Here is a 26,068-nt window from a genome sequence, read left to right as displayed (position 1 = left end):
ATTTGGCCCGATTAGTCGGACGGGCGTCATTATTTTGTCTGGTTGAGCACCTGCAGGATCGCCGCGCTTTGCGCGTCCGGCGTGCCATCGAAGCGGGTCGGCCGGTAGTGCATCTGGAAGGCGGCCAGCACATGGTGGGTGGCCACGTCCCATTCGCCAGTCTGGGGCGTCGGGTAACCGAGGCGGGCCAGCTCGGCCTGGAACCAACTGGCAGGTGGCAACTGTGGCGCGAAGACGGCCTGTTGGCGGGCGACGGCCTGTTCATCCGGCCACACCCCCAAGCCGGCTTGCGCCAGGCGCTTCCAGGGGAACAGCGGGCCCGGATCGAGCTTGCGCAGGGGCGCGATATCGCTGTGGCCAATGATGCTGCGCGGGTTGATCCCGTTGCGCTGGATGATGTCCTTGAGCAAGACGGTCAGAGCCTGGACCTGGGCTTCGCTGTAGGGATACCAGAGGCGTCCGGTGGGCGTGTCGACAAATCCCGGATTGACGATTTCGATGCCGATGGAACTGGAATTGAGCCAGGTCCGGCCTTCCCATTCACTTTCCCCGGCGTGCCAGGCGCGTCGACCTTCATCCACCAGCTTATAGATGGTCGCGTCTTTATCATCGCCGATCAGGTAATGGGCACTGACTTCGCCATGGGTCAGCAGCGCCAGTGAGTGCTCCAGGGAAGCCGAGGTGTAATGCACCACCACGAATTGGATGCGGTTGTCATGGTTGACGGAAGGGTGGCTGGTGTCGAGCCGCGGGCCGCTGGTGCAGCCGGCCAGGATAAATAAAGCAACAATGAGCGAAAAAAATTTCATGGCGGAAGGCATTACACGCAGGAAGTAATGCAACAGTGTAACGTATCGCCTCGCGATGATCCGGTGCGCGCGACGATATTAAACAAATTGGAACAATTAGCCCTCAGCCCAATTCTATGCGGTTGCGCCCGGCATTTTTCGCGCGGTAAAGCGCCTGATCGGCCCTTTTAAGCACCGAATCGCTGTGTTCGCCCGGTTTGAAGGCCGTCAGGCCAATGGATACCGTCACCGTCACCGGTTCGCCCTTGAAATGGAAGGGACAGGCTTCAATGGCCAGGCGCAGCGCTTCGGCCAGCTTGGCGCCGGCAGCCAGGGGTGTATCGGGCACCAGCAGGATAAATTCCTCGCCGCCAAAACGCGCAATGAAATCGCCGCCACGCAGGCGTTTACGCAGGACCGAGGCGATCAGTTTCAACACCCGGTCACCGGCCAGATGGCCGTAGTTGTCATTGATGCGCTTGAAATGATCAAGATCGAGCATGGCCAGCAGCAAGCTGTTGCCGTGCCGTTGCCACTGGACGACTTCATGCTCGAGACGTTCAGACCAGGCGGCGCGGTTGGGCAGCCCGGTGAGCGGATCGACCAATGCCTTTTGCCGCTGCTCCTCAAGGTTCTCCCGCACGACCTGGGCGTCCTGTTCCATCAACGCGACGCGATCGGCCAGGCTTTTCAGGCGAGCCGAGACTTCCTGCTCGCGTTGATCACGTTGCTGGCGGTGTTGGTCCATCGTGCCGAGCAAGCCTTCGAGATGATTCTCGAGCACCTGTTTGAGGCCTTCCAGGTCATCGGCTTGTTGCACGCTGCTTTGCAGGCCGTCCACCTGTTCGCGAATCTGGGTGTCCATTTCCCGGGAGGCCGACAGGTTATCGGCGTGGTCTTCACTGGCGGCCTGCAGGCTGCTCTGGAATGACTCAAGCCGATCGTTGAGGCGCTGCAGGTACGCTTCGAACTCATGCTGGCCGGTGTCGGTGATGGCCAGCATCAGTACCGCCAGATCATCGAGGATCGGCAGCAATTCGTACCAGTTCAAGCCATTTCGCAACCGCTCACGCATGGCTTCGGCTTGTGGCCGATGGCGCTCGGGCAAGGTCAGATCGCCCAACAGGCCCAACAACGTGTCTTCGATATGCTTGGCGACCGAGCTGTACGACGGCTCCGGCGAGTCGGGCAGGGCGTACTGGGCGTCAGCCACATCAATGGCTTCCAGAGGCTCGGCGGGCTCCGCTGGGGGCAGCGAGGGATCGGGCAGGGCCTGTGCAGGCTCCTCGGGCATCAGTTCGTCGGGATTCTCGAGCGGGGGTGCCGCTACCGGGAGTTCGTCCGCGACCAAGACTTGCAGCGGCGCGGGATCAGTGGCTTCGTCCGGTTCGCTGATCGGTTGAACCACTTCGGCTACAGGTGTTGGAGCGGGCGTCGGGTCTGGCTCGATCTTCGGCGCAGTCATGGCAACCGGTTCGGGCGTCATCTCCAACGTTGGTGCTTGCTCCGCGACCGATGGCTGCGGTGCTGGTGCTGGTGCTGGTGCTGGTGCTGGTGCTGGTGCTGGTGCTGGTGCTGGTGCTGGTGCGACAGATTCTGCGTCCGTTGCCGGCTCCACGGCTAGGGGCAGGGCCGTTTCTGAGGCAGGCGCCACGCCGGCCTGGGCAGGTTCGGGGAGCTGGGGCGTCGCTTCCTCATGGCCTTGGCCGCCGAACAGCCGTTGCAGCAGGCTGGGGCGATTCGGTTCGACAGGGGCGTCCAGGGCACTCAGTGCCTTGCCTTGCAAACCGCTCAATTCGCTGAGCAACAGCGGAATCTCCCGGGACTGATTGGCCCGATCCTCCAGTTGCTTGGCGAACTTCTTCAGCGACCGGCTGACTTCTTTGGGCAGCGGCAGGCTCTGCAACTGGGCAACCAGGGCCGTCAACGCGGCGCTCGTCTGCTCCACCCGGGTTTCGCGACGCTGCTCGGAATCGAGTACGGCTTTCTCCAGGCGCGGCAGCAGGGCGGCGAGGCCAGCATCCATGTCATCGGTGCGCACCACCTCGCGCATCTCTTTCATGCATTGATCGACAGCCCGGTCAGTGCCCTCGGCGGCCAGGGTGCTGCGCACCAGGCCACGCCGCAGCAAGTCGAGCCGAGCCGCCCAACGGCGCTCAAGCTTTTCCTGCTGTTCGATACTCTTGAGGTACTTCTCTCTCCAGCGTTCGGCGTCGTCGCTCATTCATCGGATCCGCGAAGGGCAGTACTCAGCGCGGGGAATGCATCGGCCGTGAGCGAACCAGGCAAACGAATTTCTACCGCGACCGGCAGGTGATCGGAAATGGGTTGGGCCAGCACCTCGACGCGTTCGAGGGTCAGGGTCGGGCTCAACAAAATATGGTCCAGGCAGCGCTGGGGGCGCCAGCTGGGGAATGTCGCTTCCAGTTGTGGAGCGAGCAGGCCGAGATCGCGCAGGGGCGAAGTCTGCAGCAAATCGGTGGCGTGGGTGTTCATGTCGCCCATCAGCACCTGGTGCTTGTAGCCGCCGATCAACTCGCGAATGTACGCCAGCTGCATCGTCCGGGTACGCGCCCCGAGCGCCAGGTGCATCATGACCACGACCAGCGCCTCGGGACCTTCGCCGAAACGCGCGAGGATCGCCCCGCGCCCCTTCGGTCCGGGCAGCGGATGGTCTTCGATCGCCCAGGGTCGCAGGCGACTCAACACACCATTGCTGTGCTGGCCGAGGCGTCCTAGGTTGCGATTGAGTTGCTGGTACCAGTAGGGAAAGGCGCCCAGTTGGGCCAGGTGTTCCACCTGATTGACGTAGCCTGAGCGCAAGCTCCCGCCGTCGGCCTCTTGCAGGGCCACCAGGTCGAAGTCCTTGAGCAGGTCGCCGATTTTCTGCAGGTTACCGGCACGCCCGGTGTGCGGCAGCAAATGTTGCCAGCCGCGGGTCAGGTAATGCCGGTAGCGCTCGGTGCTGATGCCCACCTGGATATTGAAGCTGAGCAGCCGCAAGCGGCTGTCGCCAGGCAGGCCCGTGGACGTGACATGATGCTCGTTGACCCGCGGTTCATGCAGGCCAACGATGCGTTCGGTGCTCCAGCGGGCCATGGGCGGAGGCCGCGCTTAGTTGGCAGCAGCCTTGGTGGCCGCTCGCTCTTTGGCGATCAGCTGGTCGGCCAGTTGCAGCGCTTCATTTGCGCCACCGGCAGAACCGATATCAAAGCGATATTTGCCGTTGACGATCATGGTCGGTACGCCAGTGATTTCGTATTTTTTCGCCAGCTCGCGGGCCTTCTTGATCTGGCCCTGGATGGCGAAGGAATCGAAGGTAGCGAGGAACTTGTCCTTATCGACGCCCTGGGTGGCGAGGAAGTCCGCCATCTCATCTTTCTTGACCAGCTTCTTGCCTTCTTTCTGGATCGCGTTGAATACCGCCGCGTGAACCTTGTGCTCGACGCCCATGGCTTCGAGGGTCAGGAACATCTGGCCGTGGGCGTCCCATGGGCCGCCGAACATGGCGGGGATGCGCACGAAGTTAACGTCCGAAGGCAGTTTCTCGACCCATGGGTTGATGACCGGCTCGAAAGCGTAGCAATGCGGGCAGCCGTACCAGAACAGCTCCACGACTTCGATCTTGCCAGGCGCCGCCACCGGAACGGGGTTGGTCAATTCGACATAGGGTGCGGCGGGCTTTTCAGCGGCTTGGGCAGTTACGCCGAACAGGCTGGCGGCGACGAGCGCGGCGCTGATGATCAGATTACGCATGCTTTACTCCTGGACAATGAGGGGGCCTCGCGAGACCTGTTTCTAAGACAGGCCGTGGCGGGTTCAAGTTCTCTAGTGTAACGGCAGCGGCCACAAAAAAGGGCGGCCAAAGCCACCCTTTTGATGCTCGCATCGACAGATTAATCGAGCGTTAACGTTGCAAGCGGTGTATCCCCTTGCAACGCCCGCCCAACGGCCTTAGTGCAGGCCCTGGATGTAGCTCGAGACTGCCGCAATATCTTCGTCGCTCAGCTTTTTGGCGATGCTCTGCATCGGCTTGGTGTCGCCATCATTGGTCCGGCCGCCTTCTTCCTTGCGGAAGTCGGTCAGTTGCTTGCCGACGTACTGGGCATGCTGGCCGCCCAGGTGAGGGAAACCGGCAGCGGCGTTGCCCTTGCCGTCAGGCGAATGGCAACCGGTGCAGGATGGCAGGCCCTTGGCCAGGTCACCCCCACGGAACAGCGCTTCACCGCGGGCCACGAGTTTCGGATCGGCGGCGCCGACACTGCCTTTCTGGCTGGCGAAATACGCCGAGATGTCCGCCAGGTCCTGATCGCTCAGGTTGGTCAGCAGGCCGGTCATTTCCAGCACCGTGCGCTTGCCGGACTTGATGTCTTGCAGTTGCTTGTTCAGGTAACGCTCGCCCTGGCCCGCCAGTTTCGGAAAGTTGGGCGCCATGCTATTGCCATCCGGGCCGTGGCAGGCCCCGCATACGGCCGCTTTCGCCTGACCGGCAGCGGCATCGCCAGCGGCGTGGGCTACGCCGGATATCCCCAAGGTCAACAGCAGACTCACGATCAGTTTGTTCATCAGCTAATCCAACTACGGCTAAGGGTTAAAGAGTTATGGACCGGGTTCACTCGCTCATCCACTGGATGATGGCTCGGTAATCCTCGGCACTGCAGTCCATGCACAAACCACGCGGCGGCATCGCCTTGAAACCCTGGGTCACGTGTTGCACCAGCGTCTCCATACCTTTCGCCAACCTCGGCGTCCAAGCTTCCTGATCACCCTTGCGGGGCGCCATGGGGAGTTGGCCGGAATGACAGGCACCACAAACACGGTTGTACACAGCTTCCGGATCCTGTGTAGCCTGAGCGCTGTAAAGCGGCATCAAGACACCGGCAGCTAGCAGCCATTTCGTCATAAAACGACCTTTTCAGGGTTGGGAACGAGCTGCGTTCTAATGCGCAATTTCGGTCGGTCGCTCCCGTGAGCTTCATCCTACGCTGGGACAAAGCGCACACAAAATCTGCGGCATTATATACTGGCGTCACTGAAACGGAAACGACACAGCTTGCCGCGTCCATTCCCGACGCCGCCCACATCGGAAATCCCATGCAACTGAAGAACCCCATCCTTGGCCTGTGCCAACAGTCCACCTTCATGCTCAGCGCCGCCAAAGTCGATCAATGCCCCGACGACGAAGGCTTCGAAGTGGCTTTTGCCGGGCGTTCCAATGCCGGCAAATCCAGCGCGCTGAACACCTTGACCCATGCAAGCCTGGCACGCACCTCGAAAACCCCGGGTCGCACACAGCTCTTGAACTTCTTCAAGCTAGACGATGAACGGCGTTTGGTCGACCTGCCCGGCTACGGCTACGCCAAGGTACCGATCCCGCTCAAGCAACACTGGCAACGCCACTTGGAAGCCTACCTGGGCAGCCGCGAGAGTTTGAAAGGCCTGATCCTGATGATGGACATCCGCCATCCGATGACCGACTTCGACCTGTTGATGCTCGATTGGGCGGTCGCCAGCGGCATGCCGATGCACATCCTGTTGACCAAGGCCGACAAGCTCACCTACGGCGCGGCCAAAAATACCCTGCTCAAAGTGCAGTCGGAAATTCGCAAAGGCTGGGGCGACGCGATCACCATCCAGCTGTTCTCCGCGCCCAAGCGCATGGGCCTGGAAGAAGCCTACACGGTGCTGGCCGACTGGATGGAATTGGCGGACAAGGGCAGCGAAGAGGCCGAGTAAGCCAAATCGCAGGCAAAAAAAACCCCGGACTTCTTATGGGGAGGGGGAAGTTCGGGGTCCAAGTTCCGGACCGCTAGGGCGGGGTCCAGATATCTGCCAACACTTAACACAACATAGGAGCATTGAAGGGCTTCACCAGCCATTCAAAATCTCTGAGTGGCAATTCACGGGTTTAGTTCAGATTATTTTTGGAAATAACTGTAGGAATCTTCAGAGCTAATGCAGCCGCGCCTGGGTTTTTCTGTGAGTCGATGTGGCATGGGTTGGCTGGGCTGACGCCATCGCGAGCAAGCTCGCGATGACAATCCTCCATTCCCCGCAGCTCTACCAGCCAACACCACCCCCTGTGGCGAGGGAGCTTGCTCCCTCGCCACAAAAGCCCGAAGCCTCAGGGCGAAAGGATCAGTGCGCCTCGTCCCAGTTGTTGCCCACGCCCACTTCCACCAGCAGCGGCACGTCCAGGGTGGCGGCGGCGCTCATGTGCTGGCGGATTTCCTCGCGTACCTGGTCGACCAGGTCTTCACGCACTTCCAGCACCAGTTCGTCGTGTACCTGCAGGATGACCTTCGCATCCAGCCCGGACGCCGTCAGCCAGCGGTCCACAGCCACCATGGCTTTCTTGATGATGTCGGCCGCCGTGCCCTGCATCGGCGCGTTGATGGCGGTGCGCTCGGCGCCTTTGCGCAGGGCCGGGTTTTTCGCGTTGATGTCCGGCAGGTACAGCCGGCGACCGAAAATGGTTTCGACAAAACCTTGCTCGGCCGCCTGGGCGCGGGTGCGCTCCATGTACGCCAACACACCCGGGTAGCGGGCAAAGTAGCGGTCGATATAAGCCTGGGATTGTTTGCGATCGACGCCGATCTGCTTGGCCAGGCCGAACGCACTCATGCCGTAGATCAAGCCGAAGTTGATCGCCTTGGCGCTGCGGCGCTGGTCCTGGGTGACGGCTTCCAGCTCAATGCCGAACACCTCGGCAGCAGTGGCCCGGTGCACATCCAGGTTATGGCGAAACGCATAGAGCAGGCCTTCGTCCTTGGCCAGGTGCGCCATGATCCGCAGTTCGATCTGCGAGTAGTCCGCCGCCAGCAGCTTGTAGCCTTTCGGCGCAACGAACGCCTGGCGGATGCGTCGGCCTTCGGCCGTGCGGATCGGAATGTTCTGCAGGTTCGGGTCGATGGACGACAGGCGCCCCGTCGCGGCGACGGCCTGTTGATAATTGGTATGGACGCGACCCGTGCGGCTGTTGATCTGTTCCGGCAGGCGATCGGTGTAGGTGCTCTTGAGCTTGCTCAGCGAGCGGTACTGCATCAGCACCTTGGGCAGCGGGTAATCCTGCTCCGCCAGCTCGGCGAGCACCGCTTCGGCGGTGGACGCCTGGCCCTTGGCGGTTTTGCTGAGCACCGGCAAGCCGAGTTTTTCGTACAGGATCACGCCTAATTGCTTCGGCGAGCCCAGGTTGAATTCCTCGCCGGCGATGGCGAACGCCTCACGCTCCAGCGCCACCAGTTTCTCGCCCAACTCGACACTCTGCACACCCAGCAGGTTGGCATCGACCAGCGCACCCTGGCGCTCGATGCGCGCCAGGACCGGCATCAGCGGCATTTCGATGTCGTTGAGCACGGTGCCCAGGCTTGGCGTGGCGGCCAGTTTTTCCTGCAAAGCCTGATGCAGGCGGAAGGTCACGTCGGCGTCTTCGGCGGCGTAAGGGCCGGCCAGTTCCAGGGAGATCTGGTCGAAGGTCAGTTGCTTGACCCCTTTGCCCGCGATGTCCTGGAAATCGGTCTTGCTCTGGCCCAGGTACTTGAGCGCCAGGCTGTCCATGTCGTGGCGGGTCGCGGTGGAGTCCAGCACGTAGGATTCAAGCATGGTGTCGAAGGCGATGCCCTGGACCAGGATGCCGTTGTTCTGATCACCACCGATGGCGCAGTTGGCCAGGATGTTGGTTTCGAACTTGGCGTGCTGGCCGACCTTGAGCTTGTTCGGGTTTTCCAGCAGCGGCTTGAGGGCCTTGAGCACCGTGTCGCGGTCCAGTTGCTCCGGCACGCCCATGTAGGAATGGGTCAGCGGAATGTAGGCCGCCTCGAAAGGGGCCACGGCGAACGACAAGCCGACGAGTTGCGAATGCTGGGCATCACCGCCGTTGGTTTCGGTGACGAAGGCAAACAGCGGCGCTTTGTCCAGTTTGGCCAGCCACGCGTCGAAGCGCGCCTGATCGAGGATGACCTCGTACTTGGCCTCGGCAGCGCCGGGCTGTTCTTCGGCAACTTCGACGATCTCCTGGCCGGCACGCTTGGCGTCCCGCTGGTTCTCTTCGAACCAGCTCTTGAATTCCAGCAGCGTGTACAGCTCGGCGAGTTTCTCGTGATCGGGCGTGCCCATTTGCAGGTCGTCGAGGCCGACATCCAGCGGTACGTCGGTCTTGATGGTCGCCAGCTCGTAGGAAAGCAACGCCATTTCCTTGTGCTCTTCGAGCTTGGCGGCCAGGGTCTTGGCGCCACGGATCGGCAAGGTGGCGACGATGTCCAGTTGCGCATACAGCTCGGTCAGGCCGCCATTGACGCCCACCAGCAGGCCGGAAGCGGTCTTCGGTCCGATCCCTGGGACGCCCGGGATGTTGTCGGAAGAATCGCCCATCAACGCCAGGTAATCGATGATCTGCTCGGGAGCGACGCCAAACTTCTCCTTCACGCCAGCCACGTCCAGGGCGCTACCGGTCATGGTATTGACCAAGGTAATGTGCCCGTCGACCAACTGCGCCATGTCCTTGTCGCCAGTGGAGATCACCACCGGACGGTCGGCTGCCGCGCTGCTGCGGGCCAGGGTGCCGATCACGTCATCGGCCTCGACGTTGTCCACGCACAGCAGCGGGAACCCCAGGGCCTTGACGCTGGCATGCAGCGGCTCGATCTGCACGCGCATGTCGTCGGGCATGCTCGGGCGGTTGGCCTTGTATTCGGCGTACAGCTCATCGCGAAACGTCCCACCCTTGGCGTCGAAGACCACGGCGAACGGACTGTCCGGATACTGCTTGCGCAGGCTCTTGAGCATGTTCAGCACGCCCTTGACCGCACCGGTCGGCAGGCCCTTGGACGTGGTCAGCGGTGGCAGCGCATGAAAGGCGCGGTACAGATAAGAAGAACCGTCCACCAGGACGAGGGGAGCTTGGCTCATGAGCAGGATCAACCTTTTCGGCGGGTCCGGGGCTAGAATAGCGGGACCGTTGACGACAAAGGGACAAGGTTATCATGCGTACACTCAATCGCCTGTTACTGGCTGGCTTGTTTGCAATCACCCCGCTGGCCGTCATGGCGGCGGACGACGCACCTTCGGCAGACCCGGACGTCACTATCCGCACCGAAGGTGACAGAACCATTCAGGAGTATCGGCAAAACGGCTTTCTGTACGCGATCAAGGTCACGCCCAAGAACGGCAAGCCTTATTTCCTGGTGCGTGCCGACGGCACTGATGCAAACTTCATCCGCTCGGACCAGCCGGATATGCTGATTCCATCGTGGAAAATCTTTGAGTGGTAATACCGCTCTGCACTTCAACCGGCGCCCGCTGAAGGGCGCCCGTACTGGCAGTTTTAACCATGTCTGTGTTCACGCCCCTGGCTCGGCCCGAGCTGGAAACCTTTCTCGCCCCTTATGGGCTTGGCCGCCTGCTTGATTTTCAGGGGATTGCCGCCGGCAGCGAAAACACCAATTTCTTTATCAGCCTGGAGCAGGGCGAATTCGTCCTGACCCTGGTCGAGCGCGGTCCGGTGCAGGAAATGCCGTTCTTCATCGAACTGCTGGACGTGCTGCATGACGCCGACTTGCCGGTGCCTTACGCCTTGCGCACCACCGACGGCGTCGCGCTGCGGGAACTGGCGGGCAAGCCGGCGCTGCTGCAACCGCGCCTGGCCGGCAAGCACATCAAGCAGGCCAATGCCCAGCACTGCGCCCAGGTAGGCGAGTTGCTGGCGCATCTACACCTCGCAACCCGCGACAACATGATCAAACGCAAGACCGATCGCGGCCTGGACTGGATGCAGGAGGAGGGCGCCAAGCTGCTTTCGCACCTCGACGCCGAGCCACGTCGGCTGCTTGAGGCGGCGCTGGATGAAATCTCGTTGCAGAAAGTCGGCATCCTGGCGCTGCCGCGCGCCAACATCCATGCCGATCTGTTCCGCGACAATGCGATGTTCGAAGGCACGCACCTGACCGGGCTGATCGACTTCTACAACGCCTGCTCCGGGCCGATGCTGTATGACGTCGCCATTGCCTTGAACGACTGGTGCTCGGACGACGACGGCGTGCTCGATGGCCCCAGGGCGCGAGCGTTGCTGGGCGCCTATGCGGCGCTGCGACCGTTTACCGCCGCTGAGGCGCAACTGTGGCCGACCATGCTGCGCGTGGCGTGCGTGCGGTTCTGGCTGTCGCGGTTGATCGCCGCCGAGTCGTTTGCCGGGCAGGATGTGTTGATTCACGATCCGATGGAGTTCCAGCAGCGCTTGGCACAGCGGCAGACGGTTCACACGGTGTTGCCTTTTGCCCTGTAACAACCGACAAGCGCAAGGCTTTTGTGGCGAGGGAGCTTGCTCCCGCTCGGTTGCGCAGCGACCGCAAGATTTTTAGGGCCGCTTCGCAGCCCAGCGGGAGCAAGCTCCCTCGCCACAGGTACTGCGTTGGCAGGCTATAGCGACTCCAGGCACCCCGCCAGATCATTCCCCAACTTCTCCAACAACTGCTCATAGCCCTGCGCCGTCGCCGGGGTATAGCCGCCCAGCGCATCGAGCTCCGCCAGCTTCACCGGCAATCCGGCCACTAGGGTTTCGGCCAGGCGCGGGCGCAGGGGCGGTTCGCTGAAGACGCAGGTCTTGCCCACCGCCTGCAAGCGCGTGCGCATTGCCGCCACATGCTGGGCACCGGGCTGGACTTCGGCGGCCACGGCGAACACCCCGGCGTGCTTGAGGCCGTAGTTGTCTTCGAAATAGTCGAACGCCTCGTGGAAGACGAAATACGGCTTGCCCGCGACCCCGGCCAGACGTGCCTTGAGGCGTGTGTCCAAGGCATCAAGACGCTGGTTGAAACCCTTGAGGTTGCTTTGATAGCGGGCCGCGTTGGCCGGATCCGCCGCGCTCAGGTCCGCCGCCATTTTCGCGGCGATCACTCGCGCATTGAGCGGCGAGAGCCACAGGTGAGCATCCACGGTGCCGGGGCGATGGTCGTGATCGTGTTCATCGGCGTCATGGTCATCATCTTCGTGGGACGCGCTGTCCTGGGCGAAGTGACGCAACTTGAGCCCAGGCAAATCCTGGATAGCGACGGAGGGCAGCGTGCGACCGTTGAGCACCCGCGGCAGAAAGCCTTCCATATCGGGGCCGATCCAATAAAGCAGGTCCACCGACTGCACCTTGCGTACATCCGATGGCCGCAACGCATAGTGATGCGGCGAAGCCCCTGGCGGCAGCAACACCTCTGGAACGGCCACGCCGTCCTGCACAGCGGCGGCAATCAATTGCAGCGGCTTGATGCTGGTGAGCACCTTGACGTCGGCCTGGGCCGGGGCGATCAGTAGAAAACTTGCGACAAAAGCGACAAAGAGCGAAAAAAATCGGGACACGATGACCACTCGTAGAGGCGAGAACGGGTAACATAATAACGTCTCTCACTAAACTCGTCGCTGCCCATGCCTATTACCCCCCTTGCCAGTCGTCCTCACGATCACTCCCACTGCGTGCACAGCGCGCTGTCCGAGGCCGACGCCATCTGCGCGCGCCAAGGGTTGCGCCTGACCGCCCTGCGTCGGCGCGTGCTGGAATTGGTCTGGCAAAGCCACAAGCCACTGGGCGCCTACGACATCCTCGCCGTGCTCAGCGAGCAGGACGGCCGCCGCGCCGCGCCGCCGACGGTCTACCGGGCGCTGGATTTCCTCTTGGAAAACGGCCTGGTGCATCGCATTTCGTCGCTGAACGCCTTTGTCGGCTGCAACCACCCGGAGCACGCCCACCAAGGTCAGTTCCTGATCTGCCGCGAATGCCACGCCGCCATCGAGCTGGAACAGAAGTCCATCAGCGATGCCATCATCGCCAGCGCCAAGGACGTCGGCTTCGTGGTCGAGAGCCAGACCGTCGAAGTGGTCGGTCTCTGCTCCGGCTGCCAGGGGGCCTGATGAGCAATGCGTTGATCCGCCTCGAACAGGTGGCCGTGACGTTCGCCGGGCAGAGCGTGCTGGACAACATCCACCTGAGCGTCGAGCCGGGGCAGATCGTGACCTTGATCGGCCCCAACGGCGCCGGCAAGACCACCCTGGTGCGCGCTGTGCTGGGTTTGCTCAAGCCCGACAGCGGCAGCGTCTGGCGCAAGCCCAGGTTGCGCGTCGGCTACATGCCGCAAAAACTCCACGTCGACCCGACGCTGCCGCTGTCGGTGCTGCGCTTCCTGCGCCTGGTGCCAGGCGTGGACCGCGCACGCGCCTTGGCCGCGCTCAACGAAGTCGGCGCCGAACAGGTGATCGACAGCCCGGTGCAAAGCGTGTCCGGGGGCGAGATGCAGCGCGTATTGCTGGCCCGCGCCCTGCTGCGTGAGCCTGAGCTGCTGGTGCTCGACGAGCCGGTGCAAGGGGTCGATGTGGCGGGGCAGGCCGAGCTGTACAGCCTGATCACGCGCCTTCGCGACCGCCACGGTTGCGGCGTGCTGATGGTCTCCCACGATTTGCACCTGGTGATGAGCACCACCGACCAGGTGGTCTGCCTCAACCGCCATGTCTGCTGTTCCGGGCATCCCGAGCAAGTCAGCGGCGATCCGGCCTTCGTCGAGCTGTTCGGAAAAAACGCACAAAGCCTGGCGATTTATCACCATCACCATGACCACGCCCATGACCTGCATGGTTCGGTGGTCAGCGCCCCTTCTGCTTCCAATCATGTTCATGGAGATGGCTGCAAGCATGGCTGATTTTCTGTTGTACGCCCTGCTCGCAGGCTTGGCACTCGCCCTGGTAGCCGGCCCCCTGGGTTCGTTCGTGGTCTGGCGGCGCATGGCCTATTTCGGCGACACCTTGTCCCACGCAGCGTTGCTCGGCGTGGCCTTGGGGTTCCTGCTGGACGTCAGCCCCGCGGTGGCGGTGACCGTTGGCTGCCTGTTGCTGGCGGTGGTGCTGGTGACCTTGCAACACCGCCAACCGCTGGCGTCCGACACACTGCTGGGTATTCTGGCGCCGAGCACCCTGTCCCTCGGGCTGGTGGTACTAAGCTTCATGCATGACGTGCGGATTGACCTGATGGCCTATCTGTTCGGCGACCTGTTGGCGATCAGTCCGACGGACCTGTCGTGGATCCTCGGCGGTAGCGCCGCAGTGCTGCTGTTGCTGGTGGCACTCTGGCGTCCGTTGCTGGCCGTCACCGTGCACGAGGAACTGGCCCGGGTCGAAGGCCTGCCCGTACTGGGTTTGCGCCTGGCGCTGATGCTGCTGATTGCGGTGGTCATCGCGGTGGCGATGAAAATCGTCGGGGTGTTGCTGATCACTTCATTGCTGATCATCCCGGCGGCTGCGGCACAGCGTCACGCTCGCTCACCCGAGCAGATGGCCCTGGGCGCGAGCCTGCTGGGCATGCTCGCGGTGTGTGGCGGCCTGGCACTTTCCTGGTTCAAGGACACCCCGGCCGGCCCGTCGATCGTGGTCAGCGCCGCCGCGCTGTTTCTGCTGAGTTTTGTCCTGCCTCGTCGAGGGGTGTAGACTTGCTCGCTTTTTGCGCAAATAGAGAGTCGCAGGAATGAAGCCGTTCGCCTCCCGTTATCTGCTCCTTGTCGCATTTTCCCTGCTGCTGGGCGCCTGCCAGAGTACGCCGCCGGTCACCCAGGCCCCCGATACGCGGGGCCCGGCCATCGCGCAGCTCGAGCAAAGCCTGGCCAGCAATGAGCTGGCCACCGCTGAAGACCAGTTGGCCGCCTTGCAAGCCCAGTCGCCCGAAGACCGCTCGCTGGAACCCTACCAGCGGCAACTGGCCGAGGCGTATTTGCGCCGCAGCCAGATCGACCTGCAAAAAGGCGATGTCAACGCCGCTGCCACCGCCCTGAGCCGTGCCCGAGCCTTGATGCCCAAGGCCCCAGCCCTCACCGGCGAGGTCAACAGCGCCATTGCCGAAGCCCGCAAGGCCGACCTGGATAAAGCCGAGGCCGACCTCAAGGCCGCCGAAGCCAAACCGGTCGCCAAAGTGATCGACCCGAGCGCCCCCAGCACCACGGTTGCGCTCAACCTCGCCGATATACAGCAAATGCGTCGGCAACTGGATGCCATCGCCGCCGACGTGGTGAATTATCAGTGTGACGTCAGCATCCAGGCGCCGCGCACCGATGATTATCCTTGGTTGGCGACGTTGCTGAGCAAGCGGGTCAAGAAACTGGACCCGGGGTTCGATTTGAAACTGCAGAAGCAGATTTTGCGCAGCGTGCCGGCGCAGATGGTGCTGACACCTCGCAAACCCTAAAAGCATCGCGAGCAAGCTCGCTCCCACAGGGGTTTTGTGTCGATTACAACACCCCATGTGGGAGCGAGCTTGCTCGCGATAGCGCCCTACCAGACAACAAATCTCTCTAGGCTGGAACCGCCTTAGCCTTCGGCTCCCGCGCCCAAACCCGATGCTGAGCAATCGCCGCGAAAAACCGCGAAAAACCGCTCGCATCCGCATCTTCGATCAACCCCGCATCCACCTCCAGCTTCAACTCCACCAACAACTGCCGGGCCTCACCATGAAGCCCAATGGCTTTCAGATGCTTGTAGGCCTCCAGCACGTAATGCAAGGCCACGCCGTCGCGACTCAAGGCCTTGATCGACTCCGCCCCACCGGGCACGAACACCGCGTCAAAGGCAATCGACGGCAACCCTTCCATGGACGCATCCACCGCCAGCGTTTTCCCATCGGCCGTGGTCACCGGCGCGGAGGTCGGCCCCAGCACTTTGGCGTGGGCGCCCTCGGCCTTCAGGGCCTTCTTGAGCGCATCAATGATCGCGCCATCGACACCGTTAGCCACCAACACCGCCACTTTTCGCGTCTTGATGTCGCCGGACAGCAGGTTCGCCTGGCTCAAGGCCGGAGACTGCTCCAGCGATGGCGTTGGCACATCGACGGTGCCAGCGGTAGGCACCGGCAGCCCAAGGTTTTTCGCCACTCGCCCGGCCAGTTCCAGGTCGATATTGGCGAGGATCTCATTGACCTGCCGCGCCCGGATGAACTCACGCTCCACCTTGCCCAGCTCGAAGCTGTAGGCAGCGATGATGTGCTCCTGCTCATGAGGACTCATGCTCTTGTAGAACAACCGCGCCTGGGAGAAATGATCACCGAACGAATCGCTGCGTTGGCGGATCTTGTAGGCGTCGATGCGCTCTGGATAACTTTCAAAGCCGCCGTCTTCCGGTCCAGGCGGGGTTTCCTTCGGCCAGCCGCCGTCGATGGAGTTCGGCTCGTAGGAAGCACGCCCCTTGTCGATGGTGGTGCGGTGCATCGCATCGCGCTGGCCGTTGTGTACCGGCGTGATCGCCCGGTTGATCGGCAGCTCATGAAAATTCGGTCCACCGAGTCGGCTGATCTGCGTATCGGTGTAGGAAAACAGCCGCCCTTGCAGCAACGGGTCATTGGAAAAGTCGATGCCCGGCACGATGTGCCCGGGGCAGAACGCAACTTGCTCGACTTCGGCGAAGAAATTGTCCGGGTTGCGGTTCAGCACCATCTTGCCCAGGGGCGTAATGGGCACCAGCTCTTCAGGGATGATCTTGGTCGGGTCGAGCAGGTCGAAGTCGAATTTGTGCTCGTCTTCCTCGGCGACAATCTGCACGCCGAACTCCCATTCCGGGTAGTCGCCCATCTCGATCGATTCCCAGAGATCGCGACGGTGGTAGTCCGTATCTTTACCCGCCAGCTTCTGGGCTTCGTCCCACACCAATGAACAGGTCCCAGCCTTGGGTCGCCAGTGGAATTTGACGAAGCTGCTTTTGCCTTCCGCATTGATCATGCGGAAGGTGTGCACACCAAAACCCTGCATCATGCGTAGGCTTTTTGGAATGGCACGGTCAGACATCGCCCAGATCACCATGTGGGCCGACTCCGGCACCAGCGAGACGAAATCCCAGAACGTGTCGTGGGCCGAGCCGCCTGTAGGAATTTCGTTATGGGGCTCGGGTTTTACCGCGTGGACAAAGTCCGGAAACTTCACCGCGTCCTGAATGAAAAACACCGGCATGTTGTTGCCCACCAGATCGAAGTTGCCTTCGTCGGTGAAGAACTTCACCGCAAAGCCACGCACGTCCCGCACGGTATCGCCGGAGCCGCGTGGGCCTTGCACAGTGGAAAAACGCACGAATACCGGGGTTTTCTTGCTCGGATCTTGTAGGAAACCGGCCTTGGTCAATGCCGAATGCGCGTCATAGCTCTGAAAATAACCATGGGCGCCGGTCCCACGGGCGTGGACGATGCGCTCCGGGATACGCTCATGGTCAAAGTGCGTGATTTTTTCACGCATGATGAAGTCTTCCAGCAACGAAGGGCCGCGGGGGCCGGCGCGCAGGGTGTTCTGGTTATCGGCGATCTTCACGCCCTGGTTGGTGCGCAACGCCTGTTCCGTGGCGTCGGAGCGAAACTGTTCCAGGCTCTCGAGCTTGGCGTTGGTGTTGCCGCGATCCAGCGTGTCGGTCCCGGCCAGTTGGCTCTTGTTGACCGTGGGCTTTTTGGTACTCATCAGGCATGACTCCTCTTTGCGTTCCTCGCCATGGCCAGGAATCTGAGTTCAATGCCGCAGGTGCATGACCCCGGCATTTCAAGTGGCTTAATGAGTGACCGACGCCGTTTGGCCGTGTTCCTTTTTTATGGCCTTTGATCGCGTTATTGCCAAATGACAGGTCTGATCGCAAATAAATGCTAAGAACCTCTATACGGACAGGCTAAAATGCGCGCCCGGCTAACCGCTGATCCTTTTCCAACGCGCCCCACAAGGTTCGCTACGTGATCGAGTTTCAAGACGTCCATAAAACCTACCGAGTCGCTGGTAGGGATATCCCCGCCCTGCATCCGACCAGTCTGACGATTGAGAACGGTCAGGTCTTCGGCCTGATTGGCCATTCCGGTGCGGGAAAAAGTACCCTGCTGCGCCTGATCAATCGCCTGGAAGATTCCACTGGCGGCAAGATCATCGTCGACGGCGAGGAAGTCACCGCCCTGGACGCCAGCGGCCTGCGCCGCTTCCGCCAGCAAGTCGGGATGATCTTCCAGCACTTCAACCTGCTGGCGTCCAAGACCGTGGCCGACAACGTGGCGCTGCCACTGACGCTGGCGGGCGAGTTGTCCCGCAGCGAAATCGACCAGCGCGTCGCCGAGTTGCTGGCGCGGGTGGGCCTGTCCGACCACGCCCGCAAATACCCGGCGCAACTGTCCGGCGGCCAGAAGCAGCGCGTCGGCATCGCCCGCGCCCTGGCGACCAAACCCAAGATTTTGCTGTGCGACGAGGCCACCAGCGCCCTCGACCCACAGACCACCGCCTCGGTGCTGCAACTATTGGCGGAGATCAACCGCGAGCTGAAGCTGACCATCGTGCTGATCACCCATGAAATGGACGTGATCCGCCGCGTTTGCGATCAAGTGGCGGTGATGGACGCCGGCGTGATCGTCGAGCAAGGCCCGGTGGCCCAGGTGTTCCTGCACCCCAAGCACCCGACCACCAAGCGTTTCGTCCAGGAAGACGAGCAGATCGACGAAAGCGAACAGCGCGACGATTTCGCTCACGTCCCAGGGCGCATCGTGCGCCTGACGTTCCAGGGCGAAGCGACCTACGCGCCATTGCTCGGCACCATCGCCCGGGAAACCGGCGTGGACTACAGCATCCTGGCCGGTCGTATCGACCGCATCAAAGACACCCCCTACGGGCAACTGACCCTCGCCATCACCGGCGGTGACATGGAGGCGGCGTTTGCCCGCTTCACCGCGGCCGATGTCCACATGGAGGTGCTGCGCTAATGGAACTGTTGAGTTCGTTCTTCTCCAACATCGACTGGCTGGAAATCTGGCTGGCGACGGGCGACACCTTCCTGATGCTGTTCGGTTCGCTGCTGTTCACCGTCCTGCTCGGCCTGCCGCTGGGCGTGCTGCTGTTCCTGTGCAGCCCGCGCCAGCTGCTCGAAGCCCGTGGCGTTTATGCGCTGCTGTCGCTGATCGTGAACATCCTGCGTTCGTTGCCGTTCATCATCCTGTTGATCGTGATGATCCCGTTCACGGTATTGATCACCGGCACCTCCCTGGGCGTGGCCGGCGCGATCCCACCGCTGGTGGTCGGCGCCACACCGTTCTTCGCCCGCCTGGTGGAAACCGCCCTGCGCGAAGTCGACCGCGGCATCATCGAAGCGACCCAGGCCATGGGCGCAACGACGCGGCAAATCATCGTCAACGCCTTGCTGCCGGAAGCCCGCCCAGGCATTTTTGCAGCGATTACGGTGACAGCGATTACGCTAGTGTCCTACACGGCCATGGCCGGTGTGGTCGGCGCCGGTGGTTTGGGCGACCTGGCAATCCGGTTCGGTTACCAGCGTTTCCAGACCGATGTGATGGTGGTCACGGTGGTGTTGCTGCTGGTGCTGGTGCAGGTCCTGCAAACCGTGGGCGACAAACTGGTTGTGCATTTTTCTAGAAAATAAGGCCTCGCGGCCAATAAACCATGAGCCGGCCATTCGCTGGCAGGCGCCGAGAGCAGGCGCCTCAAAAGGAGTTAGCTGAATGAAGAAACTACTGGTTGCCTTCGCTGCCGCCGCAGCGTTTTCCGCCCACGCCGCCGACACCCTGACCGTCGCGGCCACCCCGGTCCCGCACGCGGAAATCCTCGAATTCGTCAAACCGGCCCTGGCCAAAGAAGGCGTGGACCTCAAGGTCAAGGTCTTCACCGACTACATCCAGCCGAACGTACAAGTCGCCGAAAAGCGCCTGGACGCCAACTTCTTCCAGCACCAGCCGTACCTGGATGAGTTCAACAAGGCCAAGGGCACGAACCTGGTGAGTGTGGCCGGTGTGCACCTGGAACCACTGGGCGCGTATTCCAGTAAGTACAAGACACTCGCCGAATTGCCAGGTGGTGGCAACGTGGTGATCCCGAACGACGCCACCAACGGCGGCCGTGCGCTGTTGCTGCTGGCTAAGGCTGGGGTGATCAAGTTGAAGGACTCGAACAACATCCTGTCGACGACCAAGGACATCACCGAGAATCCAAAGGATCTGAAATTCCGTGAGCTGGAAGCGGCGACCATTCCGCGGGTGCTGACCCAGGTGGACCTGGCGTTGATCAATACCAACTATGCGTTGGAAGCCAAGCTTGATCCTTCCAAGGATGCGCTGGTTATCGAAGGTAACGACTCGCCTTATGTGAACATCTTGGTGGCTCGTGAGGATGATAAGGACAGTGAGGCAATGAAGAAGCTGGTTGCGGCGCTGCATACGCCGGAGGTGAAGGCGTTTATTCTTGAGAAGTACAAAGGCGCGGTTTTGCCGGCGTTTTGATCTGATCAGGTGGTAAAAAAACGGGGCTGCGTGGGAATGCAGGCCCGTTTTTTTTATGCTCGGAAATGTGCGCGTCGCGCAAAGGCCCGCAGATCACGGGCATTCATCAAATTTGATTGACCTAGTGATTGTCCCGCAACAATACTTATCCCAACGCATGAGGGGTGACTCTCGTGCCTACCTTCCGAGGCCCGCTTGAGAGAAATCTCTGCGGGCTTTCGTGTTTCTATAGCGTTAATAAAGCGAACCCGACACAAGATGTCGGGTTCGCTTTTGGGAAGGATGTTTATCTGCTATCGCGGATCGACGTTATCCAACACCCGATTCGCCAGCAATGAACTCAATTCAATCAACTGCTGGATGCCGAGGAGGATGTGACGGCGAGGACCTTCCAGGTCGAAGGCCAGGTTGCTGACCATCGCGTCGGCTGCCGCCAGGGTTTCGCTGAGGTTGGCGAGGAGGGATTCGTTGTCGGCGTTTTTTGCGACGGTGAAGAGCTGGCCCGGTTGGGACGTATCTTCGGACTTTTCCGGTTTTGGTAGCAGGTAGTAATCCAAGGCGCGATTGGTGGCTTCGTCGTGCTTTTTGGCTTTGGATTTGGTTCGCGGGGAAGCTTGGTCCGCCTCTGGCGGATTCGGTGTAGGTTTAATCATGTGCTTAAGTCCTATAGGTGAAGCCGCAACCCTCTAGCTACTAAACAAGGGGTGGCAGCTGTACGCAGGTTAGTAGACCGGGGACTCAGCAAAGCCGGCGCGCCCGAGGGCGCCCTGCGCACAGCCGCCATCAAATACAGGCATGGAGATACCTGACTGATAGAGCTTTGCACCTTACTAAATACCTCGGGCTACTAAACCCGACCACTGATGAGCAGTGGCAGGAGAACGATAGAGCCCGGGGGCAAGGCGCACAAGCGGGCGGATTCTGGCGTAGTTGTAGGCAAAGGCGCAAGGATTCGTAGCTTGGTAGAAGCCTGGCGGAGAGGGAATAAACAGAGCTTTGTATTGCCTAGGAATTCGGAGCTAAAGGGCCTGTTTTTACTCGGCGGGAGGCGCTGTAATGCAGATGATGCGATGGGGCTGCTTTGCAGCCCAGCGGGAGCAAGCTCCTATCAAACAAAACGCAAGCACTTGATTTTCTATAACAAATTCCAGGTCAAGGCTGCACGGTAGCGAGAATGTTCAATTTCCACTGAAAATGTGGTTGCCCAGAATCTATGGCCAACTATCAGACCGCCTTCGCGAGCAGGCTCGCTCCCACAATTGGACCGAAGTACGACCGGAAGAGCCAGGTCGGCTACTAGGCCGCCTCGGCGTGGACGTTGATCTCGGCGCCCCGTTAACCACGATGGCCGAACGCAGGCATTGCGCAGTGGGCACCTCGGCATGGATGCCGAGGTAGCCGCGCTGGGCCATGGATGGCCCTTCGCGGCGGCCCACGGAGCAATGCCGGAGTGAGGGCATGCCGAGCCTAAGCGAGGCACCAAGTGGTGGGGCAAAGCGCTTTTGGTTACTTTTGGCGCTCTTCCAAAAGTGACCCGCCGTCAGGGCGGAACCCTAAGTGGCCGTTACCGCAGCGATGGATATGTACTCGGCCATAATCCTGGCCAGCTGTCAGACTGACTTCGTGCGCAAGCTCCTATTCAAAAACTCAGGTATCTGATCTTCTAAATAGATTCCAAGGCGCAGGCTACACAGTGGCGAAAGGGTTCACTCTCCTATACGTGGTCACAGCATGCTATGCCAACAACGACTCCACGCCGATACCGTGTGGGCCGCTCTCCCTCTCGGGTGCGAACACGCCAGTGATAACTGCGGCCTCTGTCCTGCGCGCACCTCCTATCTTAGGCCGAATAATTGTTTGCTGCGCGACAGCGCAGCGTCGAAGACCGGGGGGGCTCCCTCGCCACGTTTGACCGGCTTGGGGATTCGGCGAGGGCGGCGGGAACGACCCAGCCTTTTTCAGCGATCACTTGCTCCCGAACCCCTATCAGCATTTGCCCCTTGTTCGGGCCGAATGAACCCTAGGATCTGCTTCATTGTTCTACAACCCCCATGATAAATTCCCCGCCACGACCTCTAATCAATAGAGGGTATTCAGGGAGAGAAGTAAGTGATCAAGTCTTTGTTGGTTGGGACATTGTTGGCAATGGCATCCGCATCGGCATCTGCGATGAGTTGCGATAACCCTAGAAACGCCTATGACAGAACCTATTGCGCGTCGCTGAAAATGGTTCAGTCGGATCAGGACATCAATGATCAATACAAGAAGACGATGAGTGCGCTGAACCCGGAGCAAAAGAAAAAAGTGAAAGCCGCTCAAATCCAGTGGATCAAAAATCGTGACAGCGCCTGTTCCAACGATGGCCTGCTCTACCTGGACTGTGCCAACGAGAAGACCGAGGCGCGTATCGTCATACTCAAAGCTGTCGAGCGCGAGTGCCGTGCTGCCGGTTGCGACGACGCCAAGCTGTCGCAAGTCGAGTAACCCGTAAACGACGTCGGGCTTGCTCTCGCTGAAAAACCCGACGTAAAGCGTCGGGTTTTTCTTTGGCGGGTTCACCCGCTACCGCGGCTCGACGCTTCGCAGCCCAGCGGGAGCAAGCTCCCTCGCCACGGAGGGTTTGTGTTCCTGCATCGCGTTTGGGAATAAATCCCCTCGTCACAGTAATTCAGTTGTTTACGGTAATGGCAGGGTGCCACAATCGTTTTTTTGTTGCGTCATAACCAGGTGGTTCAAATGTATGGCCCAAGATTGCGCAATGGCCAGGATTTTGTAATAGCCGAGCAAGTGCGAACTGACCGATTGCAGCAACTGTTTCGCCAATCCGTTTCTGCGGTTTTTGGTAGTTACCTGGCTGCCATCATGCTGAGCTGGCTGTGCTGGGGTCGGTTTGAGCACGGTGTCATTCTTTGGTGGCTGGGCATCCTGACCGCATCGACGCTGTTGCGTATCGCGATGTTTGTTGCCTATTTCCGCAGCGACGAAAATCAGCGAACGCCTGAACGTTGGGAGCGCAAATACTGGGTCACGCTGGTGTTATCCGCCAGCATCTGGGGCGGCGGCGCGTTTGTGATCATGCCGGCGGACGATCTTTTATCGCAGGCGTTGGTCATGCTCTTTACGGTCGGCATGTCGGTCAGCGCGGTGTCCTGCTACTCAGCTTACCGCGACATGACACTGGTCTCCATTGGCGTGGTGTTGTTGCCGTGCACGATCTGGCTGCTGTTTCAGCCGTCCCCGATTCAAGTCGGCATGGCCCTTTCGATTCTGGTATTCACGGCATTTGCGGCCCGCGCCACGCACAAAATGTCCCAGGCACTGGAAATCGCCTTTCGACTCACCCGTGAAATGGAACAGGCCAACAGTATTTCCACCCGCGCCGCACAAACCGATGAACTGACCGGCCTGAAGAGTCGACGGGCATTTTTCGAGCATGCCCAGCAGCTTTACAACGAATGCAAGGCCAAGCGGCAAGGGTTGTGCGCGGTCATGTTGGACATGGATCACTTCAAGCACATCAACGACACCTACGGCCATCAGGTCGGCGATCAGGTTTTGCGCCAGATGGGGACGGTCATCAGTTCGTCGTTTCGGGCAACCGATATCCACGGTCGGCTCGGGGGCGAAGAGTTCGCCATTCTGCTCCCGGACACTTCCATTGAGGTTGCCACCCAGATTGCAGAACGGCTCATCGATACGATCGCGGGTTTGATGATCGAGCCTGTTCACCATATATCAGCCAGCCTCGGCGTCGCGTCGACAGAAGCCTGCAATAAGGATCTTCACAGCTTGATGAACGATGCGGATAAAGCCCTGTATCGGGCGAAGGCGTTGGGGCGTAATCGAGTGGCTGTTGCTTAGCCGGGTTGGCTTTGCCCAGCGCGAAACCAAAAAACCGCCAATTCGGCGGTTTTTTTGTACTTTTCCCTGATCCCGCGTTTGATCGTGCCCACGCTCTGCGTGGGGACGATCGAAACCTATCATTCTGCTTATGAATTTCCCTCTCTTTGAAGGCCTGCAATTGCGCTGGTCCTGCTGATCCCCCCTAGCACCTCCTTCCCCTTGGCTCACCTCGCAGCTCACCCGGGCTGGCGACAGTGCAGAGGCTAAAAATAAATTTCCTTTTATATCAATTAGTTAATTATGAATTGGTAAATTTCTCAAAATTTGTCTTGCGCGCTAATTATTCATCCGTTAATTTTATCGCAACTGGTTAGCGCGCAAACATTTAGCGCAAGCCAAAGGACTTTGATCAGACCAATCAGCAATAGAGGAAACACCATGAACGTTCTCTACACCGCAGTCGCAACCTCCACCGGTGGCCGTGATGGCCGTGCTGTTTCCAGCGACAAGATTCTCGACGTGAAACTGGCCACTCCAAAAGCCTTGGGCGGTGCCGGTGGTGAAGCCACCAACCCTGAGCAGTTGTTCGCTGCCGGCTACTCCGCCTGCTTCATTGGCGCATTGAAGTTTGTCGCCAGCCAAAGCAAACGCAGCATTCCTGCTGACGCCTCGATCACGGCACATGTCGGTATCGGCCAGATCCCTGGCGGTTTCGGTCTGGACATCGACCTGCACATCAACCTGCCAGGTCTGGATCAAGCCGATGCTCAAGCGCTGGTCGACGCCGCTCACCAGGTTTGCCCGTACTCCAACGCGACACGCGGCAACGTCGATGTCCGTTTGCACGTCACCGTCTAACTCACTTCATCTACGAATAAAAAGGATCAGGACATGAAAACGCTCAACAAAACTCTCATTGGCTCGCTTCTGGCACTGTCCCTCGGCAATGCGTTCGCGACTTCTTCTGTTCAACCTACGTTCGCCGAGGGTGGTTCGGATCGCCTGATCGAAAGCCGTGTGGCTGAAGGCGGCTCCGATCGACTCATCGAAAACCGCGTGGCCGAAGGCGGCTCCGATCGACTCATCGAAAACCGCGTAGCTGAAGGCGGCTCGGATCGCCTGATGGAAAACAGAGTGGGCTGAACAATCCCTTCACCGCTCCGAAAACCGGTCGAATCAACCCATGTTGCTTCCAAAAGAAAAAACGCCGCTTATCTCTCATGAGGAAGCGGCGTTTTTTTGCAACGTGTCCCAGGATCCTAAACGATGCTATCCACCACCCCACCATCAACACGAAGCGCCGCTCCGGTGGTGGCCGAGGCCTGTTCCGAGCTGGCGTAGATGATCATGTTGGCGACTTCCTCGACGCGTGCCGCGCGCTGGATGATCGAGGTGCTGCGGTGCTGGTTGACGAAATCTGCCGCGACCTTTTCCAGGCTGTCCCCGGTGCGCTCGACGTCTGCCTGGAGCATCTGGGCAACGCCTTCGGAAAGCGTCGGCCCAGGCAGCACCGAGTTCACCGTCACGCCGGTGCCGGCGAGGCGCTTGGCCAGGCCGCGAGCGATCGAGAGTTGGGCGGTTTTGGTGAAGCCGTAGTGGATCATGTCGGCGGGAATGTTCACACCCGATTCCGACGAGACAAACACAATCCGCCCCCAACCGCGCTCGACCATGCCCGGCGCGTAGGCCCTGGAAACACGCACGCCGGACATCACATTGGTTTCGAAGAAGCGCTGCCATTCGCTGTCCGGCGTCTCGAAAAAGTCTTCCAGTTTGAAAATGCCCAGGTTGTTGATGACGATATCGAAGCGTGGGTATTTGGCGATCAGTGCCTGGCAGCCCGGCGCGTTGCTCAGATCGCCAACAAAGCCATCGGCCCTTGAAGCGAGGGCGCCCAAGCGCTGCAACGCGTCCTCCACGCTGCTCCCGCTGCGACCGTTGATAACCACGTGGGCGCCGGCTTCCAGGAAGCCTTTGGCGGTTGCAAAACCGATACCGCTGGTGGAGCCGGTGACTAAGACGTGGCGTCCGGTGAAGTCGATGTTCATGAGGGGGACTCCTTGATTAATGAGCCAGAGGAAGTGCGATATTTCTGACTGGACGGTAATCCGACGGATCTAGGGATGGCTTTGCCATCCCAACGTCGCCGATATCGCAGGCCCTTAATCATGGACACGATTGAGGCTTT

The 26,068-nt window shown here is 60.4% G+C and carries 24 protein-coding genes and 1 pseudogene; 14 read left to right on the top strand and 11 right to left on the bottom strand.

What is annotated here, in order from left to right; translation table 11 throughout:
• Positions 1 to 29 precede the first annotated feature (29 nt).
• The 6 genes from HU749_RS01090 to HU749_RS01065 form a co-directional block, all read right to left on the bottom strand.
• The gene (locus HU749_RS01090; RefSeq protein ID WP_046063409.1) at positions 30 to 809 is read right to left on the bottom strand and encodes an N-acetylmuramoyl-L-alanine amidase; all 780 of its coding nucleotides are present in this window, start codon (positions 807 to 809) and stop codon (positions 30 to 32) included.
• 103 nt (positions 810 to 912) lie between these two features.
• Positions 913 to 3,012, bottom strand: coding sequence for a GGDEF domain-containing protein (locus HU749_RS01085; RefSeq protein WP_186649500.1), 2,100 nt, complete (start codon positions 3,010 to 3,012; stop codon positions 913 to 915).
• Complete coding sequence (locus HU749_RS01080) at positions 3,009 to 3,887, bottom strand: endonuclease/exonuclease/phosphatase family protein (RefSeq protein WP_046063407.1); 879 nt, start codon at positions 3,885 to 3,887, stop codon at positions 3,009 to 3,011. Before HU749_RS01080 ends, HU749_RS01085 begins: the two co-directional genes overlap by 4 nt.
• A 15-nt stretch (positions 3,888 to 3,902) precedes the next feature.
• The gene (locus HU749_RS01075) at positions 3,903 to 4,544 is read right to left on the bottom strand and encodes a thiol:disulfide interchange protein DsbA/DsbL (protein WP_018602751.1); all 642 of its coding nucleotides are present in this window, start codon (positions 4,542 to 4,544) and stop codon (positions 3,903 to 3,905) included.
• Between the two features lie 198 nt (positions 4,545 to 4,742).
• Positions 4,743 to 5,354 carry a c-type cytochrome gene (locus HU749_RS01070; protein WP_014335820.1) on the bottom strand — a complete coding sequence of 204 codons (612 nt, stop codon included), beginning with the start codon at positions 5,352 to 5,354 and terminating at the stop codon, positions 4,743 to 4,745.
• 46 nt (positions 5,355 to 5,400) lie between these two features.
• Positions 5,401 to 5,691, bottom strand: coding sequence for a c-type cytochrome (locus HU749_RS01065; RefSeq protein ID WP_003196231.1), 291 nt, complete (start codon positions 5,689 to 5,691; stop codon positions 5,401 to 5,403).
• 191 nt (positions 5,692 to 5,882) lie between these two features.
• Here HU749_RS01065 and yihA point away from each other — a divergent pair, with 191 nt between their 5' ends.
• Positions 5,883 to 6,524, top strand: a complete 642-nt coding sequence (gene yihA / locus HU749_RS01060; RefSeq protein WP_003196227.1) for a ribosome biogenesis GTP-binding protein YihA/YsxC — start codon at positions 5,883 to 5,885, stop codon at positions 6,522 to 6,524.
• Between the two features lie 402 nt (positions 6,525 to 6,926).
• Here yihA and polA read toward each other — a convergent pair whose 3' ends face one another.
• Positions 6,927 to 9,695 (bottom strand): DNA polymerase I, encoded by a 2,769-nt coding sequence (polA, locus tag HU749_RS01055; RefSeq protein ID WP_186649497.1) that lies wholly within the window; start codon positions 9,693 to 9,695, stop codon positions 6,927 to 6,929.
• A gap of 74 nt (positions 9,696 to 9,769) precedes the next feature.
• On the opposite strand from polA, the gene HU749_RS01050 reads away from it, so the two are divergent.
• Together HU749_RS01050 and HU749_RS01045 are read left to right on the top strand one after the other, a co-directional pair.
• Positions 9,770 to 10,057: a DUF2782 domain-containing protein gene (locus tag HU749_RS01050; RefSeq protein WP_014335817.1), complete on the top strand. Its 288-nt coding sequence runs from the start codon at positions 9,770 to 9,772 to the stop codon at positions 10,055 to 10,057.
• 59 nt (positions 10,058 to 10,116) lie between these two features.
• Positions 10,117 to 11,067 carry a homoserine kinase gene (locus HU749_RS01045; protein WP_079301410.1) on the top strand — a complete coding sequence of 317 codons (951 nt, stop codon included), beginning with the start codon at positions 10,117 to 10,119 and terminating at the stop codon, positions 11,065 to 11,067.
• Positions 11,068 to 11,201: 134 nt separating this feature from the next.
• Here the strand turns inward: HU749_RS01045 and znuA are convergent, their stop codons facing one another.
• Positions 11,202 to 12,131 (bottom strand): zinc ABC transporter substrate-binding protein ZnuA, encoded by a 930-nt coding sequence (znuA, locus tag HU749_RS01040; protein ID WP_079301411.1) that lies wholly within the window; start codon positions 12,129 to 12,131, stop codon positions 11,202 to 11,204.
• A gap of 66 nt (positions 12,132 to 12,197) precedes the next feature.
• Between znuA and zur the strand changes: the two genes are divergently transcribed.
• Genes zur through HU749_RS01020 form a run of 4 tightly spaced genes read left to right on the top strand, consistent with a single transcriptional unit; the run spans position 12,198 to position 14,994 of the window.
• The gene (gene zur / locus HU749_RS01035; protein ID WP_046063403.1) at positions 12,198 to 12,680 is read left to right on the top strand and encodes a zinc uptake transcriptional repressor Zur; all 483 of its coding nucleotides are present in this window, start codon (positions 12,198 to 12,200) and stop codon (positions 12,678 to 12,680) included.
• Positions 12,680 to 13,462 carry a zinc ABC transporter ATP-binding protein ZnuC gene (znuC, locus tag HU749_RS01030; protein WP_063323624.1) on the top strand — a complete coding sequence of 261 codons (783 nt, stop codon included), beginning with the start codon at positions 12,680 to 12,682 and terminating at the stop codon, positions 13,460 to 13,462. Before zur ends, znuC begins: the two co-directional genes overlap by 1 nt.
• Positions 13,455 to 14,243 carry a zinc ABC transporter permease subunit ZnuB gene (gene znuB / locus HU749_RS01025; RefSeq protein WP_003196213.1) on the top strand — a complete coding sequence of 263 codons (789 nt, stop codon included), beginning with the start codon at positions 13,455 to 13,457 and terminating at the stop codon, positions 14,241 to 14,243. The genes znuC and znuB overlap by 8 nt, the downstream gene beginning before the upstream one ends.
• A 37-nt stretch (positions 14,244 to 14,280) precedes the next feature.
• Entirely contained in the window at positions 14,281 to 14,994 is a 714-nt protein-coding gene (locus HU749_RS01020; RefSeq protein WP_046063401.1) for a PA5502 family lipoprotein, read from the top strand.
• Between the two features lie 106 nt (positions 14,995 to 15,100).
• Here the strand turns inward: HU749_RS01020 and katE are convergent, their stop codons facing one another.
• Positions 15,101 to 17,242 carry a catalase HPII gene (gene katE / locus HU749_RS01015; protein WP_264084033.1) on the bottom strand — a complete coding sequence of 714 codons (2,142 nt, stop codon included), beginning with the start codon at positions 17,240 to 17,242 and terminating at the stop codon, positions 15,101 to 15,103.
• Between the two features lie 260 nt (positions 17,243 to 17,502).
• Between katE and HU749_RS01010 the strand changes: the two genes are divergently transcribed.
• The 3 genes from HU749_RS01010 to HU749_RS01000 all read left to right on the top strand — a co-directional run bounded on the left by HU749_RS01010 (position 17,503) and on the right by HU749_RS01000 (position 20,037).
• A complete protein-coding gene (locus HU749_RS01010; RefSeq protein ID WP_014335810.1) occupies positions 17,503 to 18,510 on the top strand; it encodes a methionine ABC transporter ATP-binding protein in 1,008 nt (335 codons plus the stop codon).
• The gene (locus HU749_RS01005) at positions 18,510 to 19,184 is read left to right on the top strand and encodes a methionine ABC transporter permease (RefSeq protein WP_003196204.1); all 675 of its coding nucleotides are present in this window, start codon (positions 18,510 to 18,512) and stop codon (positions 19,182 to 19,184) included. Before HU749_RS01010 ends, HU749_RS01005 begins: the two co-directional genes overlap by 1 nt.
• 79 nt (positions 19,185 to 19,263) lie before the next feature.
• Positions 19,264 to 20,037, top strand: a complete 774-nt coding sequence (locus HU749_RS01000; RefSeq protein ID WP_003196203.1) for a MetQ/NlpA family ABC transporter substrate-binding protein — start codon at positions 19,264 to 19,266, stop codon at positions 20,035 to 20,037.
• A gap of 293 nt (positions 20,038 to 20,330) precedes the next feature.
• On the opposite strand, the gene HU749_RS00995 is transcribed toward HU749_RS01000, so the two are convergent.
• Positions 20,331 to 20,690, bottom strand: coding sequence for a DUF6124 family protein (locus HU749_RS00995; RefSeq protein WP_079301413.1), 360 nt, complete (start codon positions 20,688 to 20,690; stop codon positions 20,331 to 20,333).
• Positions 20,691 to 22,146: 1,456 nt separating this feature from the next.
• Between HU749_RS00995 and HU749_RS00990 the strand changes: the two genes are divergently transcribed.
• From HU749_RS00990 to HU749_RS00975, 4 genes and pseudogenes are all read left to right on the top strand, one after another.
• Complete coding sequence (locus HU749_RS00990; protein WP_079302089.1) at positions 22,147 to 22,521, top strand: lysozyme inhibitor LprI family protein; 375 nt, start codon at positions 22,147 to 22,149, stop codon at positions 22,519 to 22,521.
• Positions 22,522 to 22,773: 252 nt separating this feature from the next.
• Positions 22,774 to 23,898, top strand: a complete 1,125-nt coding sequence (locus HU749_RS00985; RefSeq protein ID WP_079302090.1) for a GGDEF domain-containing protein — start codon at positions 22,774 to 22,776, stop codon at positions 23,896 to 23,898.
• A gap of 420 nt (positions 23,899 to 24,318) precedes the next feature.
• Positions 24,319 to 24,738: an organic hydroperoxide resistance protein gene (locus HU749_RS00980; protein ID WP_003196182.1), complete on the top strand. Its 420-nt coding sequence runs from the start codon at positions 24,319 to 24,321 to the stop codon at positions 24,736 to 24,738.
• Between the two features lie 33 nt (positions 24,739 to 24,771).
• Positions 24,772 to 25,017 (top strand): annotated as a pseudogene (locus HU749_RS00975) (hypothetical protein); the annotation flags it as partial.
• A 122-nt stretch (positions 25,018 to 25,139) separates the two neighbouring features.
• Here HU749_RS00975 and HU749_RS00970 read toward each other — a convergent pair.
• The gene (locus tag HU749_RS00970) at positions 25,140 to 25,928 is read right to left on the bottom strand and encodes an SDR family NAD(P)-dependent oxidoreductase (RefSeq protein WP_046063390.1); all 789 of its coding nucleotides are present in this window, start codon (positions 25,926 to 25,928) and stop codon (positions 25,140 to 25,142) included.
• Between the last annotated feature and the right edge of the window lie 140 nt (positions 25,929 to 26,068).

This window comes from Pseudomonas ogarae (assembly GCF_014268695.2).
Taxonomy (GTDB): domain Bacteria; phylum Pseudomonadota; class Gammaproteobacteria; order Pseudomonadales; family Pseudomonadaceae; genus Aquipseudomonas; species Aquipseudomonas kilonensis.
This window is presented reverse-complemented; position numbering and strand designations above follow the sequence as displayed.